We start from the raw sequence: 17500 nt of genomic DNA, 5'->3' as shown, positions 1-17500 counted from the left end.
TCCTATACATTTGAGTTTTCTTCAATTAATTGACTTAAACGATCTTCAAACGCTTGTGTCGCATCGTAGCCCATTGTTTTCGCTCGGAAATTCATCGCAGCAACTTCGATAATAATCGCAACATTTCGACCTGTTTTAACTGGAATCTTAATTTGCGGAATATCCACTTCTCCTAAAGTCACCGCTTCATCAGACGAACCCAAGCGATCGTATTTTTTATCCTTAGCCCAAGCCTCTAAGTAAACTGCTAATTGGACTTGCATTGATCCTCGAACAGCACTTGCTCCAAATAAATTCATGACATCAATAATCCCAATTCCGCGAATTTCGATTAAATGTTCTAAAATCTTAGGTGGTTCACCAATTAATGTTAATTCATCTTGTTTATAGATATCCACACGGTCATCGGCAATCAATCGGTGGCCGCGTTTAATTAGTTCTAAGGCAGTTTCACTCTTACCAATGCCGCTGTCCCCTTGAATCAACACGCCTAAACCATATACATCGACTAATACACCATGTACATTCGTACGTAATGCTAAGCGACCATCTAAATAACTTGAAATTTGTCCTAATAAACGTGATGTAGATACTTTTGAACGTAAGACAGCAATCTTATTTTCTTCACTCGCTTGAATCATTTCATCTGAAACTTTCATTCCACGAGAAATAACAAACGCTGGTGTATCATCTGCACACAAGCGACGTAAAATCATTAAACGCTCTTCCGGCATCATTCGATGTGAGAACGTAACTTCTTTACTTCCAAATAATTGTAACCGATTGTGTGAATAATAATTAAAATAACCAGTTAATTCTAATCCAGGACGAGAAATATCAGCTGTCGTAATATCACGATCCAGTGCTTCTTCTCCGCCCGAAACAATTTCTAATTTTAATGCTTCAGCTAATTCTCTTACTTTGACGGTTTCTGTCATTCTTTTCCCTCTTTTCTAAAACCTTGGTTCCGTTTTATTTTAACATTATCAGCGAAAAGATACTATGAAAGTAAAGATTTTCTCTTAAATAAATCAAAAAAACTCTCTTTAACACAAAGGTTAAAAGAGAGTTATTCTTGATATTTCTCCATATGATGCTCAGTTACAATCATATTTACAACAGACATAATAATAGCAACTAATATGGCTGCCCCAAATGACGAGAAAGCAAAATTATATTCACCGACAAAAACAGAAGTTAACCGGAGCATCAATGCATTAATCACAAAACTGAAAAAACCCAGCGTTAAAAATGTAAGTGGTAGAGAAATAATGGTTAAAATGGGTTTAATTAGCGCATTTAATATAGATAATACAAAACTTGCCATTAAAGCCATCGCAATACTTCGTACTTGTACCATTTCAGGAAGCAACACTGATAGTGAAATAAATGTCAGCATATTGATAATCAATCGTTGAAAATAAGACACTAGAAGTCACTCCAGTCGTCTTCTTCTACTTTTTCAGCTTCTTTACGAGGACGGCTATTTGTTCGGCGATCATTATTACGATAGTATTTATTGTTATGTCCATAAGTATTTGTGCGTTCCCCGTGATTCGATGGAATTAAAATAGCCATCACAATGTATAAAATGACAGGAGCACCAATAAATGTCAATGAAAGGAAGACATAAATGATACGGACAATTGTTGGATCAATATTTAAATATTCTGCGATTCCAGCCAAAGTTCCTGTTAAGACAACATTATTATTTGATTTCATTAATTTTTTTCTCATGTTCTTTCACCATCCTTTGTTTCTAAATTGGATAGAAATGGAGCAGACATGCTCCATCCTATCTCTATTGTAACTCTATTTTTCGCTATCTTTCAAATAAATATTTCCAGTTGTTGTTGAAAGATCAATTTGAGCAATGTTTTCTGATAGACGACGGAATTGTAATAATTGATTCATACGTTCTTTCTTTTGACGAACAATTTCGTACTCAGATAGACGGCTATTGATTGAACCTAGACTTGTTTTAGCTGTCCCTTCTAAACCTAAAGTTTCTGGTAAAGCTACTTTGACATTCCCGTTAACTGAAGTGGCATTTAAACGGCGTAAATGCGCTTCTTGTAATGTCAAACGAACATCTCCATTAACTAGTGAAATGCCAATATTTTGTGGTGTAGCTGTCATCGTAACTGTCCCATTGACTGTTTCGATAATTGAATCTAAGATTTCTCCAGCTGCCACAGTAATATTTCCATTGACACCTTCGATTTCTAACATGGATGCATTGATTTGTTCAATCTGAATATTTCCATTTGTTGATTTGGCATAAATATCTTTTACTTCTAATTCATTTACTAAAACATTGCCATTTAACAATTTGACAGAAACATGATCATATACACGATTTGGTAAGTAGAAAACCAAATCAGCGCGAACGCGTTTATTTGGAATTTGGAATGACATATGCTCATCATCAACTTGAATTTGACTACGTTCATCAAAGGCAGCTTCTGGTGAGACGGCATCCATTTTGCCATATAATTTAATTTTAGCTTCAACTTTCACACCTGGTTCATCCCATGTATTAAATTGAACGTTCCCATTTGCAACACGTACATCCAAAATACTTGCTTGTGTTTCAGCGAATTCAAATGTTTTTTCGAATTTTTGAGTGGCTACACCTGGAACACGTAAGCTGACGTCTTTCCATTCCACATTGTCGCCTACTGTTTCAGAGACGGATTGGAAGGTTTTCTTCAAGAATTTGCCAAGATGTGTGCTGGCTTCTGCTACCTTGCCACCAACTTGGTTTAGAGTATCTGTCGCTTGCTCTTTCCAATCGTCTGGAAGATCAATTTTCTTGCTAATTTTTTCTTTTTTCTTATCCCATTGATTGCGACGAATATTTTTTAGTTTCGCTTCTAACGCAATTCTTTCTTCCATTAATTCATCTAATGAAGCTTCTAAATCTTGAATTTCGGCTTCAATCGTTTGACGAGACGCTAAATCTTCCTCAAGCACTTCACCTAATTCTTCTTTTGTGTTCAATTCCATCAAGCTTTCTTGAGCTTCTTTTAATTCTACGTGAATTCCTTGAATTTCAGCATTGACTTCATCTAACTCAGCAGACGCTTGGTTTGCTTCAGTAGCTAGAGCATCTAAAATTTTCTCTAATTGTTCACGATCTTCCGCTTCTTTTTGATGAAGTGCATCTTCACCATCTGAAAGGTCCTCTTCAATATTAAAATTCTCTATATCATCAATCCATTGGTTTCTGTCTTGTTTTTCTGCAGTGACTTCATCGGCTACTTTTTGATTTTGAGATTCATCTTTCGCCTTTGCAATGCCTTCCAGCAAATCCAAAGCTTCTTCCGTAGAAAGTACACCTTTTTTTACTAAATCCAAAATACGTTCTCTCTCGTTCATGGAAATTGCCTCCTTAAAGCAAATTTATTTTTTGCAAGTTTTTCTTACACACTTATTATGCCTTGTTTTACTCAAAAAGCATATAGGTCTTAAGTACCAACTTTTTATCAACCTTTAGAACAAGCAAAAATAAACGATTGGAAATTGCAGTAAACCACAATTTCCAATCGTTTATTTATATTCTGCTGGACCTTCATCACGGTTACTATTTAGCTCACTGATTTTTCCAGTTGCCAAGTAAACAATCCATTCACAAATATTTGTTACATAATCACCAATACGCTCTAAATACTGTGCAACATCCAGATAATCTGTTCCACTAACTACCGTTTCTGGATTAGCTTTCATCGCTGCAATCGTGTTGTAGTAAATAGACTCATAATATTCATTTACACGATCATCCATTTTCGCAATTAAACGCGCATCTTCTTGATCAGTTTTAACATAGGCTACTAAGACATTATCAACCATTTTTTTCACATAATCAGACATATCTGAAATCTCTTTTTCAATCTCCAAAATACGTTCTTGTCCTTTGACACGAATTGTTGACTTGGCAATCGAAACCGCATGATCTCCCATACGCTCCAAATCAGAGCTTGCCTTCATGACAGTAATAATACGACGTAGGTCAGTCGTTACTGGTTGTTGTAATGCAATCATTTCAAAACTTTTTCGTTCTAATTCTACTTCAAGTTCATTGACAAGTTCATCACGCTCGATTACTTCTTTTGCTAATTTTTTGTCATGGTCTACATATGAACGAACTGATTTATGAATAGCTTTACTAACCATCATTCCCATTTCATAAAATTGATTGTGTAAATTTAATAATTCTTCTTCAAACTGTGTACGCAACATGCTTTCTTCTCTCCTTTTGAAATTTTATTTATCAAAATTCACTACTTTAACCAAATCGACCAGAAATATAATCTTCAGTCTCTTTTTTACTCGGATTCAAGAAAATTTCTTTTGTATCATTGAATTCAATTAAATCACCATTTAGGAAAAAGGCTGTTTTATCAGAAATACGTGATGCTTGGGACATATTGTGAGTAACCATAATCATCGTGTATTTTTCTTTTAATTCTAAGAGTGTGTTTTCGATTTTTCCTGAAGAAATCGGATCTAAGGCACTTGTCGGCTCATCTAGAAGAATAATTTCTGGATTAACGGCCAACACGCGGGCAATACAAACACGCTGTTGTTGTCCACCAGATAAAGATAGGGCACTTTGATGCAATTTATCTTTTACATCTTCCCAGACAGAAGCCGCCTTTAAACTTTCTTCAACCACTTGATCAAAAACTTGTTTGTCTGTTTCTCCTTTTAATTTCAATCCGTAAATAATATTTTCATAAATTGAAAAGGGGAACGGATTAGGTTGTTGAAAAACCATCCCAATTTCTTTTCTTAAATCAACCGTATCGGTTTTTGGTCCATAAATATCTTTTCCTTTGTAAACAACACTACCAGTAATGGTTACATCCGGAATTAAATCATTCATCCGGTTTAAACAACGTAAGTAGGTAGATTTTCCACATCCTGAAGGACCAATCATCGCAGTAATTTCACCTTGATTAATGCTTAAATCAATTCCTTTTAATGCTTCTTTTTTTCCGTAGTATAGATGTAAATCTTTCGATGTGATAATTTCTTTTCCCATGATTTTTCCTCCGTTTCCCACTAACCAAAGTGTCCTGATACATAATCTTCAGTTGCTTGAATTTTAGGACGTGTAAAGATTTTAGTTGTCTCATCATATTCAATCACTTTGCCAAGATAGAAGAATGCTGTATAGTCACTAATCCGTGCAGCTTGTTGCATGTTGTGGGTTACGATTACAATTGAATACTCTTCTTTTAAGTTAACTAATGTTTCTTCTACCGTACCAGTAGAAATTGGATCTAATGCACTTGCTGGCTCATCTAACAATAAAATATCAGGCTTCATGGCAATGGCACGAGCGATACATAGACGTTGTTGCTGTCCACCAGACAACGCATGAGCGCTTTTATGCAACGAATCTTTGACTTGATCCCAAAGTGCCGCTTGTTTCAAACTTGTTTCAACAATTTCATCTAATACTTTTTTATCTTTTTCCCCATGACGTTTCAGTGCAAAGGTAATATTTTCATAAATTGATTTACTAAAAGGATTTGGACGTTGAAATACCATACCAATTCGTTTTCTTGCTTCAAATACATCGACTTTTGGTGAATTGATATCTACATCTTTGTACATGATTTCGCCAGTCACTCTCGTATTTGCAATGCCATCATTCATACGATTTAGTGAACGTAGATACGTTGATTTTCCGCATCCAGAGGGACCAATCAATGCAGTAATTTTATTTTTTTCAAATGCTAAATCGACACCTTTAATCGCTTCATTATTTCCATACCACACATGTAAATCATTTGTGTGTAAAATAAGCTCTTTATCTTCTAATGTAATGATGTTTCGCTCATCTAAATTATATTCTTTCATAGTCGCTGCTCCTTGTTCATATTAAGGATATAAATTTTTTCAAAATTTAGTTCTATTTTCACGCCGTATATCATTCCACTACCTGACTTTTTTTGCTAAGTGGAACTGACATCCTTGTTCATATTAAGGATATAAATTTTTTCAAAATTTAATTCTATTTTCACGCCGTATATCATTCCACTACCTGACTTTTTTTTGCTAAGTGGAACTGACATCCTTGTTCATATTAAGGATATAAATTTTTTCAAAATTTAGTTCTATTTTCACGCCGTATATCATTCCACTACCTGACTTTTTTTGCTAAGTGGAACTGACATCTTTATTTATCTTATTCCACGATTCATTATGCTGAGGTCATGCGTTTGTACAATCGTTTCCCAACGGCACGTGCACCGAAGTTGAACGCTAGTACAGCAATAATTAACACAGCAGAAGCTCCCGCCGATACGGCTACACCATCTGGCATCGTTCCTTCTGTATTGATTTTCCAAATATGAACCGCCAATGTTTCAGCTTGACGAAACAAACCAATCGGGCTTGATGCACTTAACGGATTCCAATTTGTAAAATCTAAGGCTGGCGCACTCTGACCGGCAGTATAAATCAAAGCAGCCGCTTCTCCAAAAATACGTCCTGAACTTAAGATAACACCAGTTAAAATTCCCGGGGTTGCTTCTGGCACAACGACGCGTAAAACTGTTTCCCAGCGAGAAAGTCCTAAAGCTAAACCTGCTTCACGTTGTGTATAGTGAACAGCACGCAAAGACTCTTCGACATTTCTAGTTAGTAATGGCAAGTTAAAGAATGTTAGAGCCAACGCCCCAGAAAGAATAGAGAAACCATATTCAAATTGAATAACAAAAATTAAAAATCCGAATAAACCAACAACAACTGATGGTAACGAACTTAAAATTTCAATCGAGGTACGAATCACATCTGTTAACCAATTCTTTTTTGCATATTCAGAAAGATAGATACCTGCACCTAAAGAAATCGGGAAACTAATAATCATTGTAATTAAAAGTAAATAAAATGAGTTAAACAACTGGATACCAATTCCGCCACCTGCTTGATAAGCTTTCGATGGTTGAGTTAAAAACTCCCAGGAAATATGAGGAATTCCACGAATCAGAATATACGCTAATAGCGAAGCTAAAATTAAGACGATAATTCCTGAAATAAAATAAAGTACACCTGTTGCAATTTTATCTGCACGTTTTGCATTCATTATTTCAATGCTCCCTTCTTACCGATAAGACGAATCACAATGTTAAATAGCAATGACATTAATAATAAAATTAACGCAAGTGACCATAGTACATTGTTTTCGACTGTTCCCATAATTGTATTTCCGATTCCCATTGTTAGAATAGACGTTAAAGTTGAAGCTGGCGTTACCAAGCTTGTTGGAATTAATGCCGCATTCCCGATAACCATTTGAATCGCTAGCGCTTCACCAAATGCACGAGCCATGCCAAACACAACAGCTGTTAAAATCCCTGGTACAGCTGCACGCAGTACAACTTTGTAAATTGTTTGCCAACGTGTGGCACCTAAAGCCAATGATGCTTCACGATAATGACGAGGGACGGCTTTTAATGCATCGACTGTCATTGTTGTTACAGTTGGTAAAATCATAACAAACAAGACAAATGTTCCAGCTAAAATACCAAAACCTGTGCCACCAAAGATAGAACGCACAAATGGTACAATCACAGATAACCCAATAAATCCATAAACAACTGAAGGAATACCTACTAATAGTTCAATAACTGGTTGTAGAATTTTTTGACCTTGTTTAGGTGATATTTCCACCATAAACACAGCTGCACCAATGGCAAATGGAGTAGCAACAATAGCCGATAAGAACGTTACAATAAATGATCCTAAAATCATTGGCAATGCACCGACCATTGGCTGTCCGTCTGGTCCAATTTGACTAGGATTCCAATTTGTTCCGAATAAAAAATCAAACAAGTTCACTTTGTTTACAAAAAAGGTCGCTAAACCTTTGCTGGCAACAAAATAGAAGATCGATAAAACCACTAAAACAATTAATGCAATACACGCAAAACTAATCATGCGTCCTCGTTGCTCCATTCGGGCACGTCTTGATTTTTTTGTTAACACTTCTTTTACATTTTCCACGAGGGTTCCTCCTCAAAAGCTAAATTTTCACTCTCACCTAGTGTACAGTTCCAACGTCAATTTTAGTTTAACGTTTTGTAAAGGATTGGCGAAGTTTGTAAATTTTGTGTAAATATCACTTAATAACTGTCGTATTTCCTTCTGCATCACGTTCGACTTTCATCTGTGAAACTGGAATATAACCTAGTTCACCCACAATCGTTTCCTGAACAGTCTCAGACAATACATAATCTAAGAATTCTTTTGTTAACGATGTTGGTTCACCCTTTGTATACATATGCTCATATGACCAGATAATCCAATCATTTGTTGTTACATTTTCATCTGTTGGCTCCACCCCATCAATTGACAACGTATTTACTTCATCCGTGACATAAGAAAAAGCAACATAGCTAATAGCTCCAGGAGTATCACTTACAATTTGACGTACCATCCCACTTGAATCTTGTTCTTGCGCTCGTTTTGATACTTCTCCGTCTAGCACCCATTTTTCAAAAGTGCCACGCGTACCGCTACCAGTTGCTCGATTAAGTAACACAATATTTTGATCAGCACCGCCGATTTCTTTCCAATTCGTAATTTTTCCTGTAAAAATTTGTTTTAATTGTTCTAAGGAAACATTATCTACACCAACTTTTTTGTTAACAATTGGCGTAATCCCTACAGCAGCGACACGATGATCCACTAATGCAGAGGCATCGATTCCATCTTTTTCTTCCGCAAATAAATCTGAGTTTCCAATATCGACAGCTCCTGATTGCACTTGACTCAGTCCAGTGCCACTTCCGCCACCTTGAACATTAACAAATTTCCCAGGATTTTCAGATTGATAAGATTCAGCTACCGTTTCTACAAGTGGTTGCAAAGCAGACGATCCTACTGCTGTAATTGACTCTCCTCGATCAATCCATTTTGCACAACCTGTCATTAAAAGTGTTAATCCAATAATTGGAAGTAATAATTTTTTCTTCATCACATATAACTCCTCATTTTTAATAGTCCTTAAAATAGAATCACCTCTATTTTACCATTATCTGAAAAACTTGGAAAATACTTCTTGATAAAAATGAGGTATTTCTTTTTTTACTTCAACAAAAAAACTGTAAGTATTCATTTTCTGAATACTTACAGTTGTCGTTTAATTAGATTTTTAAGAAACGTCTCATTGAAATAACGGATCCCAATGATCCAATCGCCATACCAATAATTGCCAATAACACACAGATTTGAATACTAAACAGTCCTGGTGCTAATAAACTATAATTGGAACGTAACAGAATTGGATTTGCAATTCGATAAAATTCTTGATAGCCAAAGAACATTAAGGCCACTGGAATAACAGCACCTAACAAGCCAATCCAACCACCCTCTAAAAAGAATGGCCAACGGATATAACCATTTTTGGCACCCACTAAACGCATAATCTGAATTTCTCGTTCACGAGAAAGAATCGTAATACGAATCGTATTTGAGATTAGGAACATGGCTACCAACAATAGTAACGCTGAACCTACCAAGCCCCATGTTCGCACACCTTGAGCAATTCCGAAGATTTTATCAGAAATATCTTCTCCATAACTTGCTTTGTCTACATATTTTGTCAGTTTCTCTGCTTCTTTCGTAATTCCCTTAACATATTGTGGTTCTGTAGCACTTACAACATACACATCTAACAATGGATTGTCTTGATCAAATAGTCCCCAGACATCTCCAAAACTTTCTTTAATACGTTCTAATTGCTCATCCTGACTTGAATAGGATACCGACTCCACATGTGGAATTGCTTTTAATTCTTTTTCAAGTTCTTTTTTGCCTTCTTCATCTGTTCCATACGTAATGAAGACAGACACGTCTACGTTATTTTCCATATCTTGTGCTAATTTTACTGTGTTCATAATGACAACTAAGAAGACACCCAATAAAGTGAGGGTAATAGTCACAGCACTGATAGATGAGATTGTCATCCAGCCATTACGACGTAAGCTTTTTAAGCTCTCTAAAATATGTCGAAAAAAGGTTCTAATCATCGTAGCCATACTCTCCTTCTACTTGATCTCGAATAATTCGACCATTTTCAATCGCGATTACTCGGTGACGGATTGTATTTACAATCGTGCTATTGTGTGTTGCCATAACAATAGTAGTGCCTTGTGCGTTGATGCGTTCCAACAATTTCATAATTTCCCAAGAATTCTCTGGATCCAAATTACCAGTTGGTTCATCGGCAATTAATACTTTCGGTGTATTTACAATCGCTCGAGCAATTGATACACGTTGTTGTTCCCCACCAGATAATTCACTTGGAAATACGCGAACTTTGTGTTTTAAACCAACTAAATCCAACACTTCCATAACCCGCTTTTTAATTTCACGTGGTTTACGACCAATTACTTGCATTGCATATGCCACATTTTCATAAACTGTTTTTTTAGGCAATAATTTGTAATCTTGGAAAACAACACCAATTTCTCTACGCATTAGCGGTACTTCACGATTTTTTATTTTCGTTAAGTTATGGTCTGCAACGGTTAGTGATCCTTTCGTTGCTTTTTCTTCTCGATACATTAATTTGATAAAGGTAGATTTCCCTGCGCCAGAAGGTCCAACGACATAGACAAATTCTCCTTGATTAATTGAAACCGAAAGATTACGGATAGCAGTCGTACCATTAGAGTACTTTTTCATTACGTCTTGCATTTCTATCATGGCTATCTATCTCTCCAATCCATTTTATTCATACTGGCTCATTATAGCATGTCAATATTTCATCTGTCTTTCAGTAAGTTACATTTTCGTTTCAATTAAATAACTTTTATTAATTTGCCTCAGTTAATTTTGATTTTAAATAGGCGTCAATAAAGCCATCTAAATCACCATCCATCACCGCTTGAACATTTCCTGTTTCATAATTTGTTCGGTGATCTTTGACCATTGAATATGGATGGAAGACATACGAACGAATTTGTGAGCCCCAACCAATCTCTAATTGTTCACCCCGAAGAGCCGCAGCTTCTTGTTCTTGTTTTTCAACTTCTAACTGATACAATTTCGCTTGTAACATCCCCATAGCTTGCTCTCTATTTTTCAATTGAGAACGTTGAGCTTGACTAGCAACCACAGTTCCGGTTGGTAAATGGGTAATTCTGACAGCCGATTCAGTTTTATTAATATGCTGACCACCTGCACCACTTGCACGATACGTATCAATTTTTAAATCATCCGGATTAATATCAATCGCAATAGCAGCATCTAATTCTGGCATGACATCTACTGAACAAAAAGAAGTATGACGACGTTTAGCAGAATCAAATGGCGAGATACGGACTAAGCGATGGACGCCTTTTTCCGATTTCAAATAACCATAAGCATTGTGACCTTTTATTAGTAATGTCACACTCTTAATTCCAGCTTCATCTCCTGCTTGGTAATCCACCATTTCGACTTGATACCTATGTTGTTCAGCCCAGCGAGTATACATTCTCAAAAGCATACTTCCCCAGTCTTGTGATTCCGTACCGCCAGCACCCGGATGTAATTCAACAATCGCATTATTACGATCATAAGGCTCATCAAGTAACATTGATAATTCATAAGTAGCAATTTCTTCATTCAATTTTTGCATTGCTGTCACTAGTTCCTCTTCAATATCTGCATCTGGCTCTTCTTGAAGCATTTCTAGTAACACTTCCAATTCCTCAACACCACTTGCCAAATGATTGAACTGATTATAGGCATCTTTATTTGCATTATTGTCACTAATTAATTGTTGTGCTTGCTCAGCATTGTCCCAAAAACTAGGATCAGCCATCCGGTGCTCTGCTTCAGCGATATCTTCTTCTAATTGTTCGAGGTCAAAGAGACCCCCTGAAGCTTGAGATTTTTTCATTCATTGTTTCTAATTGATTACGGATTTCAGCAATTTCCATTAAAATTCCTTCTTTCTTTTGATAATAAGAGGACTGGACCTATGTTATGGCCAGTCCTCTTAAAAAATACATCGACAAGTTGTCAAATTTATACGAATAGCCGTTTACTAACTACATGCCTTTTCCATGGCAATTTTTGAATTTTTTGCCACTACCACAAGGACAAAGTTCGTTACGCCCAACTTTTGCGACTTGCACTGGACGTTTTTCAGCTGTATTTGTTTCTGTTGGTTCATTAGTCTCAGCTTCTCCTTGCGCAACTTGCTCACGTTGCACATTTTGACGAATTTCAGCTTTCATGAATAGACGTGTCACATCGTATTCAATTGCCCCTACCATATTTTCAAACATGGTATAACCTTCTGTTTGATATTCCACTAATGGATTGTTTTGACCGTATGCACGTAAGCCAATTGATTGACGCAATTGATCCATTGCATCAATATGATCGGTCCATTTTGTATCAACTACGCGTAAAATAACCACTTTTTGGAATTCCAATAATTGTTCTGGACTATTTAATTGTGCTACTTTTTCATCAAATTTTTCTTGTGCACGAGACATTAAATAATCTTTCACTTCTTGGGCAGATTTGCCTTCTAAATCACTCACTGAAATAGAATCCTCATGAACTAAGACACTTCCTGCAAAATCCACAATTCCTTCAATATTAATTTGGTTGGCTTCTACATCAGTATGACCGTCAACAACACGATTAATTGTCCGTTGTACCATGTTCATCAATACATTAGATAGAGAATCTTCTTCCATGATGACTTGTTGGCGTTGTCCATAAATGACTTCACGTTGCTCACGCATCACATCATCATATTGCAAAACATTTTTACGCGTATCGTAGTTGTTCCCTTCTACTCGTTTCTGTGCTGCTTCCACTTGTCGAGAAAACATTCGACTTTGAATAACGGAATCTTCCTCTTCAATATTCAAACGGTCTAAGAACATTTTGATTCTTTCTGAGCCAAAGCGTTTCATTAAATCATCTTCTAAAGAAAGGTAGAACTGAGACACCCCTGGATCCCCCTGACGTCCAGCCCGTCCACGTAACTGATTATCAATGCGTCGAGATTCATGACGTTCTGTCCCAATTACGGCTAAGCCACCTAATTCAGCAACGCCTAAACCTAATTTAATATCCGTTCCACGACCTGCCATATTAGTTGCAATTGTAACGGCACCTTTTTGCCCTGCATTTAAAATAATTTCCGCTTCTTTAAAATGATTTTTCGCATTTAGGACTTCATGCGGAACACGTTCTTGCGTAAGCATATTAGATAGCAATTCTGATGTTTCAACTGCTACTGTCCCCACAAGTACTGGCTGTCCTTTACGATAACGTTCCTTAATATCTTGCACCACAGCATTAAACTTGCTTGTCAAAGTTGGGTACAATAAGTCTGCACGGTCATCACGAACAACTGGACGATTGGTTGGAATTTGGAAAACTTGCATATTGTAAATTTCACGGAATTCTTCTTCTTCTGTTTTAGCAGTCCCTGTCATCCCTGCAAGTTTTTGATACATGCGGAAAAAGTTTTGGAAAGTAATACTTGCCATTGTTTTTGTTTCGTCTTCAATTTCTACGCCTTCTTTGGCTTCAATCGCTTGGTGTAGACCATCTGAATAACGGCGACCATCCATGATACGACCAGTAAATTGGTCAACGATCATCACTTTGCCTTCTTGTACCACATAATCAATGTCACGAATCATAATATAATTTGCACGCAACGATTGATCTAAGTGATGGGTCAATGCGGTATTTTCGATATCGTATAGATTATCCAAGCCGAATGTTTCTTCCGCTTTTTCAATCCCACTTTCCGTTAAACCAATTGTTTTTGATTGAATATCAATTTTATAGTCTTCATCTTCTTTTAGTCGTTTGATAAAATTATCCGCACGAACGTATAATGCTGTTGATTTTTCGGCTTGACCTGAAATAATCAATGGTGTTCTCGCTTCATCGATTAAAATGGAATCAACCTCATCGACAATCGCATAATTTAATGGACGTTGTACCATTTGATGACGATAAACAACCATATTATCACGTAAATAATCAAACCCTAATTCATTATTAGTACTATAAGTAATATCACAAGCATAGGCAGCTCTTTTTTCTTCTGAAGATTTTGAATTAATATTTAAACCAACCGTTAATCCTAAAAATTCATATAACTCACCCATTTCAGTTGAGTCACGAGTAGCTAAATATTCATTGACTGTGACAACGTGTACACCTTTACCTGTAATTGCATTTAAATATACAGGCATAGTAGCCGTTAGGGTTTTACCTTCCCCTGTACGCATTTCTGGAATGTTCCCGTCGTGTAAAACAATCCCTCCCATTAATTGTACATGGTATGGAAATAGTCCCAATACACGTTTTGCTGCTTCACGAGCAACCGCAAATGCTTCAAATAATAATTCATCTAAAGTTTCCCCATTTTGATATCTTTGACGAAACTCAGTCGTTTTTTCACGTAATTCCTGATCAGATAAGGCACTTGTTTGTTCTGCTAATGCTTCAATTTTATTTGCCATTTGATCTAATCGTTTAAGTTCTTTTTTATCATTTTCAATTAAGGTCTTAAAAAAATTGGCCATTCTTGTCTAATTCTCCTTTTTCACACGTTGTTCCACTTTCATTCAAGGAAAGTCTCCCATTCATTTTATCACTTGTTTCCCTTGATTGCTACAGTTTACCTCAATTCTGCTTTTGCTTTTTTCATTTCTTAAATTTGTTTATAAAAAAACAGAAAAAAATCTAGGTGCTGTAAACACCTAGATTTCTTTTTTTAATTAATCTGTTTCGATTAAGCCGTATTTGCCATCTTTACGACGATAAACAATGCTAGTTCCATTTGTTTCTGCATCTTCAAAGATAAAGAAATTATGTCCTAACATATTCATTTGCAATACAGCTTCCTCGCTGTCCATTGGTTTTAATGAAAGACGTTTTGTACGAACGATTTCTAATTCAGAATTATTGTCTTCGTCAACTTCCTCAGAGTTAGCAAAAATTGCTGTATTTACTTCTGGAAGAGCTGTTTCTCGAGATTTTCGGTTGATTTTAGTTTTAAATTTACGGATTTGTCGTTCTAATTTATCGACAACCAAATCAATACTTGCATATAAATCTGGTGAAGTTTCCTCTGCTCGTAGTACTAGATAAGGTAATGGGATAGTAACTTCTACTTTAGCGGTTTTCTCTGTGTAAACTTTTAAATTTACATGAGCTGTTGCATCGGGTGCATCGCTGAAATAACGCTCTAATTTCCCTACTTTTTTCTCTACATAACTACGGATAGCCTCAGTAACTTCAATATTTTCTCCGCGTACATTGTATCTAAACATAACAATTGCCCCTTTCATCTACCAATTAAAGAGTAACAAAATAAATTTTGTTCTCTTCTTATCTTTATTATATCGAACTTTGTAAGAAATGCAAAAGAAATCGTTATCAAAAACAAAAAATATTTTATCTAGCTAATGATAAAGTACGAATTTCTCTAGGATTATAAGGAAGTAGAATCTCGGCTGCATGAAATAAAGTGCGACCTGTTGTGTAAACATCATCCACAATAATCACTGTTCGATTAGTTATATCTTTAGCTTTTGCTGTTGCTTCAAAAGGTTGTTTCGTAGCCAAACGTTCTTGTCGATTCTTCTCAGCTTGTGGAGATGTGTGTTCTTTTTTTATTAATAACGGGGTCGTTTTGATATTTGCTGCGTCTAAAAAAGATGTCACTTGATTAAAACCACGTTCTGAGAAACGGGTATCAGATAATGGAATTGCGGTAACGATGACATCATTTTCGTATTTAAAGTAGGATACTAGTTCTGTCACAAATGTTTGTTTTAATTGATAATTTCCTAGCTTTTTATATTGATAAATCCATTCTTTAAATCCTTCGTTGTATTGAAAAAATGCGTGATGTTTAAAGATATAATCTGGATACTGTTGCTGCCAACGTTCACACTCTTGACACTTTTTGTCAGTACCTTCCTTACAACAATACGGACAGCACTTTTCAGGGATAGGAACAAACTGTTCCGCACATAATTGACATCGCTCTTCACGAATACACCAAGGAAATAAAATTTCTTTCATTTGCAAATTGCGAATAATTTCTTTTTGGCACCAACTACACTTCATCTGTTTGCCACCTCTTTGCTAATCGATTCATTTCTTTGATTTCTCGACAAGCTTGTCGAATCGCATAAGTTTGTTGATTCAACACAAACAATACCCGTCCATAATTAAATTCTCCTTTGCGATCAACTCTACCAGCGATTTGAACTAGTGCTGATTTAGTGTACACTGCATGATTAGCTCCCATGATAATAACTGATACATTTTCAAATGTCACACCTCTTTCAAGAATCGTCGTACAAAATAATATTTGATACTTTTTTTGACGCATCTGTTGAACTTTTTGTTCACGTTCGCTATCTTGAGACGATACACAAGCCGTTTGTTCTACTGGAAAAAAAGAACGAACCGCCTGATAGACGCGTTCCATATAAGCAATACTCGGACAAAACACAAGCACCGCATTATCTTTTAACAATTGACGAAGCAAGCGAATGAGTTTTCGACTTCTATGTCTCTGGTAACATCTTTCCCACTCTTCATACCAAATAATCTCAGGAACAATTAATGGACGTTGATGAAAACGAATTGGTAGTTTCTCAATACGAAATGACTCCGCAACTTCTTGCAGTAGATGATTCGGTGGTGTTGCTGTTAAATACACAAAACGACCTTCTTTTTTGATTGATTGTTTCAAAGCAAAACGTAATTGTGGGTCACCTTCATACGGAAAAGCATCAATTTCGTCAACAATTAATAAATCAAACGCCTGATAAAAATTCATCAATTGGTGAGTTGTACAGATTGTCAGAGCATTGTAACGATATGCTTCTTCAGAACCTCCATAAAGCAAGAGTGTTTTTTCGTCAGGAAAAGTAGACACAATTCTAGGATATAGCTCTCGACATACATCAATTCTTGGTGAAGTGATACATACACGACCACCATTAGCCAGTACTTTTTTGATAATAGGAAAGATCATCTCAGTTTTTCCCGAACCAGTCACTGACCAAATCATAGAATGCCAGCCTTCCTGATAGTTTGTTACGATGGCTTTAGCGACATGCTGTTGTGGAGGTGTCAAACTGCCGTCCCAATTAAAATGAATCTTTCTTTCATGAGTTTTTGTTGCATGTTGACTGACTAATTGATGATTGCTCGTCAGTCGTCCGAACCGAATGCAAGCAGGACAATAGTAGGCACCATTAGGTAACCATACCTCTTCTTTAGTAAATGCCGTCCCACAGCGCTGACAAAAACAATTCTCAGCTACAATAATCGCTTCACGAGCAGACAATTGCTCAGAAATTTCCTGATCTTTCAAGACTGCAAGTTGTCTGCCTAGATATTCTTCCATAAACATCACCTACTTTTAATTACGCAAAAAAAAGAGAAAATCTTTTCGATTCTCTCTTTTTGTTTATTTTTATGAAGTAAT

The 17500-nt window shown here is 36.2% G+C and carries 17 protein-coding genes; all 17 read right to left on the bottom strand.

All coding sequences use genetic code 11. From position 1 onward, the window contains the following. Window positions 1–2: 2 nt before the first annotated feature. A complete protein-coding gene (gene hprK / locus BAU17_RS02185) occupies window positions 3–938 on the bottom strand; it encodes an HPr(Ser) kinase/phosphatase (protein WP_161901180.1) in 936 nt (311 codons plus the stop codon). 131 nt (window positions 939–1069) lie between these two features. Further along, the gene (locus BAU17_RS02180) at window positions 1070–1429 is read right to left on the bottom strand and encodes a phage holin family protein (protein WP_161901179.1); all 360 of its coding nucleotides are present in this window, start codon (window positions 1427–1429) and stop codon (window positions 1070–1072) included. Next, complete coding sequence (locus BAU17_RS02175; protein WP_161901178.1) at window positions 1429–1737, bottom strand: PspC domain-containing protein; 309 nt, start codon at window positions 1735–1737, stop codon at window positions 1429–1431. The genes BAU17_RS02180 and BAU17_RS02175 overlap by 1 nt, the downstream gene beginning before the upstream one ends. A 75-nt stretch (window positions 1738–1812) precedes the next feature. Then, window positions 1813–3381 carry a daptomycin-sensing surface protein LiaX gene (liaX, locus tag BAU17_RS02170; RefSeq protein ID WP_161901177.1) on the bottom strand — a complete coding sequence of 523 codons (1569 nt, stop codon included), beginning with the start codon at window positions 3379–3381 and terminating at the stop codon, window positions 1813–1815. 171 nt (window positions 3382–3552) lie between these two features. Then, window positions 3553–4242, bottom strand: a complete 690-nt coding sequence (gene phoU / locus BAU17_RS02165; protein ID WP_161901176.1) for a phosphate signaling complex protein PhoU — start codon at window positions 4240–4242, stop codon at window positions 3553–3555. 46 nt (window positions 4243–4288) lie between these two features. Then, window positions 4289–5047 carry a phosphate ABC transporter ATP-binding protein PstB gene (pstB, locus tag BAU17_RS02160; RefSeq protein WP_161901175.1) on the bottom strand — a complete coding sequence of 253 codons (759 nt, stop codon included), beginning with the start codon at window positions 5045–5047 and terminating at the stop codon, window positions 4289–4291. Between the two features lie 20 nt (window positions 5048–5067). Further along, on the bottom strand, window positions 5068–5871 hold the full coding sequence (gene pstB, locus BAU17_RS02155) for a phosphate ABC transporter ATP-binding protein PstB (RefSeq protein ID WP_161901174.1): 804 nt from the start codon (window positions 5869–5871) through the stop codon (window positions 5068–5070). A 343-nt stretch (window positions 5872–6214) separates the two neighbouring features. Next, on the bottom strand, window positions 6215–7099 hold the full coding sequence (pstA, locus tag BAU17_RS02150) for a phosphate ABC transporter permease PstA (RefSeq protein ID WP_161901173.1): 885 nt from the start codon (window positions 7097–7099) through the stop codon (window positions 6215–6217). Then, window positions 7099–8019: a phosphate ABC transporter permease subunit PstC gene (gene pstC, locus BAU17_RS02145; RefSeq protein WP_161901172.1), complete on the bottom strand. Its 921-nt coding sequence runs from the start codon at window positions 8017–8019 to the stop codon at window positions 7099–7101. Before pstC ends, pstA begins: the two co-directional genes overlap by 1 nt. 115 nt (window positions 8020–8134) lie before the next feature. Beyond that, complete coding sequence (locus BAU17_RS02140) at window positions 8135–8992, bottom strand: phosphate ABC transporter substrate-binding protein PstS (protein WP_161901171.1); 858 nt, start codon at window positions 8990–8992, stop codon at window positions 8135–8137. Window positions 8993–9161: 169 nt separating this feature from the next. Then, window positions 9162–10046, bottom strand: coding sequence for a permease-like cell division protein FtsX (gene ftsX / locus BAU17_RS02135; RefSeq protein ID WP_161901170.1), 885 nt, complete (start codon window positions 10044–10046; stop codon window positions 9162–9164). After that, complete coding sequence (gene ftsE / locus BAU17_RS02130) at window positions 10039–10725, bottom strand: cell division ATP-binding protein FtsE (RefSeq protein WP_161901169.1); 687 nt, start codon at window positions 10723–10725, stop codon at window positions 10039–10041. The genes ftsX and ftsE overlap by 8 nt, the downstream gene beginning before the upstream one ends. Window positions 10726–10834: 109 nt before the next feature. After that, window positions 10835–11945, bottom strand: a protein-coding gene (prfB, locus tag BAU17_RS02125) for a peptide chain release factor 2 (RefSeq protein ID WP_161901168.1) whose coding sequence is annotated in 2 segments (ribosomal slippage) — window positions 10835–11872 and window positions 11874–11945 — 1110 coding nt in all. Because the reading frame shifts where the segments join, the coding sequence is not laid out codon by codon here. Window positions 11946–12056: 111 nt separating this feature from the next. Beyond that, window positions 12057–14573 (bottom strand): preprotein translocase subunit SecA, encoded by a 2517-nt coding sequence (secA, locus tag BAU17_RS02120; RefSeq protein ID WP_161901167.1) that lies wholly within the window; start codon window positions 14571–14573, stop codon window positions 12057–12059. Window positions 14574–14768: 195 nt separating this feature from the next. After that, a complete protein-coding gene (hpf, locus tag BAU17_RS02115; protein ID WP_161901166.1) occupies window positions 14769–15323 on the bottom strand; it encodes a ribosome hibernation-promoting factor, HPF/YfiA family in 555 nt (184 codons plus the stop codon). 124 nt (window positions 15324–15447) lie between these two features. Then, entirely contained in the window at window positions 15448–16125 is a 678-nt protein-coding gene (locus BAU17_RS02110) for a ComF family protein (protein WP_161901165.1), read from the bottom strand. After that, window positions 16115–17419 (bottom strand): ATP-dependent helicase ComFA, encoded by a 1305-nt coding sequence (locus BAU17_RS02105; protein WP_161901164.1) that lies wholly within the window; start codon window positions 17417–17419, stop codon window positions 16115–16117. The genes BAU17_RS02110 and BAU17_RS02105 overlap by 11 nt, the downstream gene beginning before the upstream one ends. Window positions 17420–17500 lie beyond the last annotated feature (81 nt).

It is taken from the genome of Candidatus Enterococcus willemsii (assembly GCF_009933335.1).
Taxonomy (GTDB): Bacteria; Bacillota; Bacilli; order Lactobacillales; family Enterococcaceae; genus Enterococcus_F; species Enterococcus_F willemsii.
The sequence above is the reverse complement of the archived record's forward strand: the minus strand, read 5'-3'. Positions and strand labels throughout refer to the sequence as shown.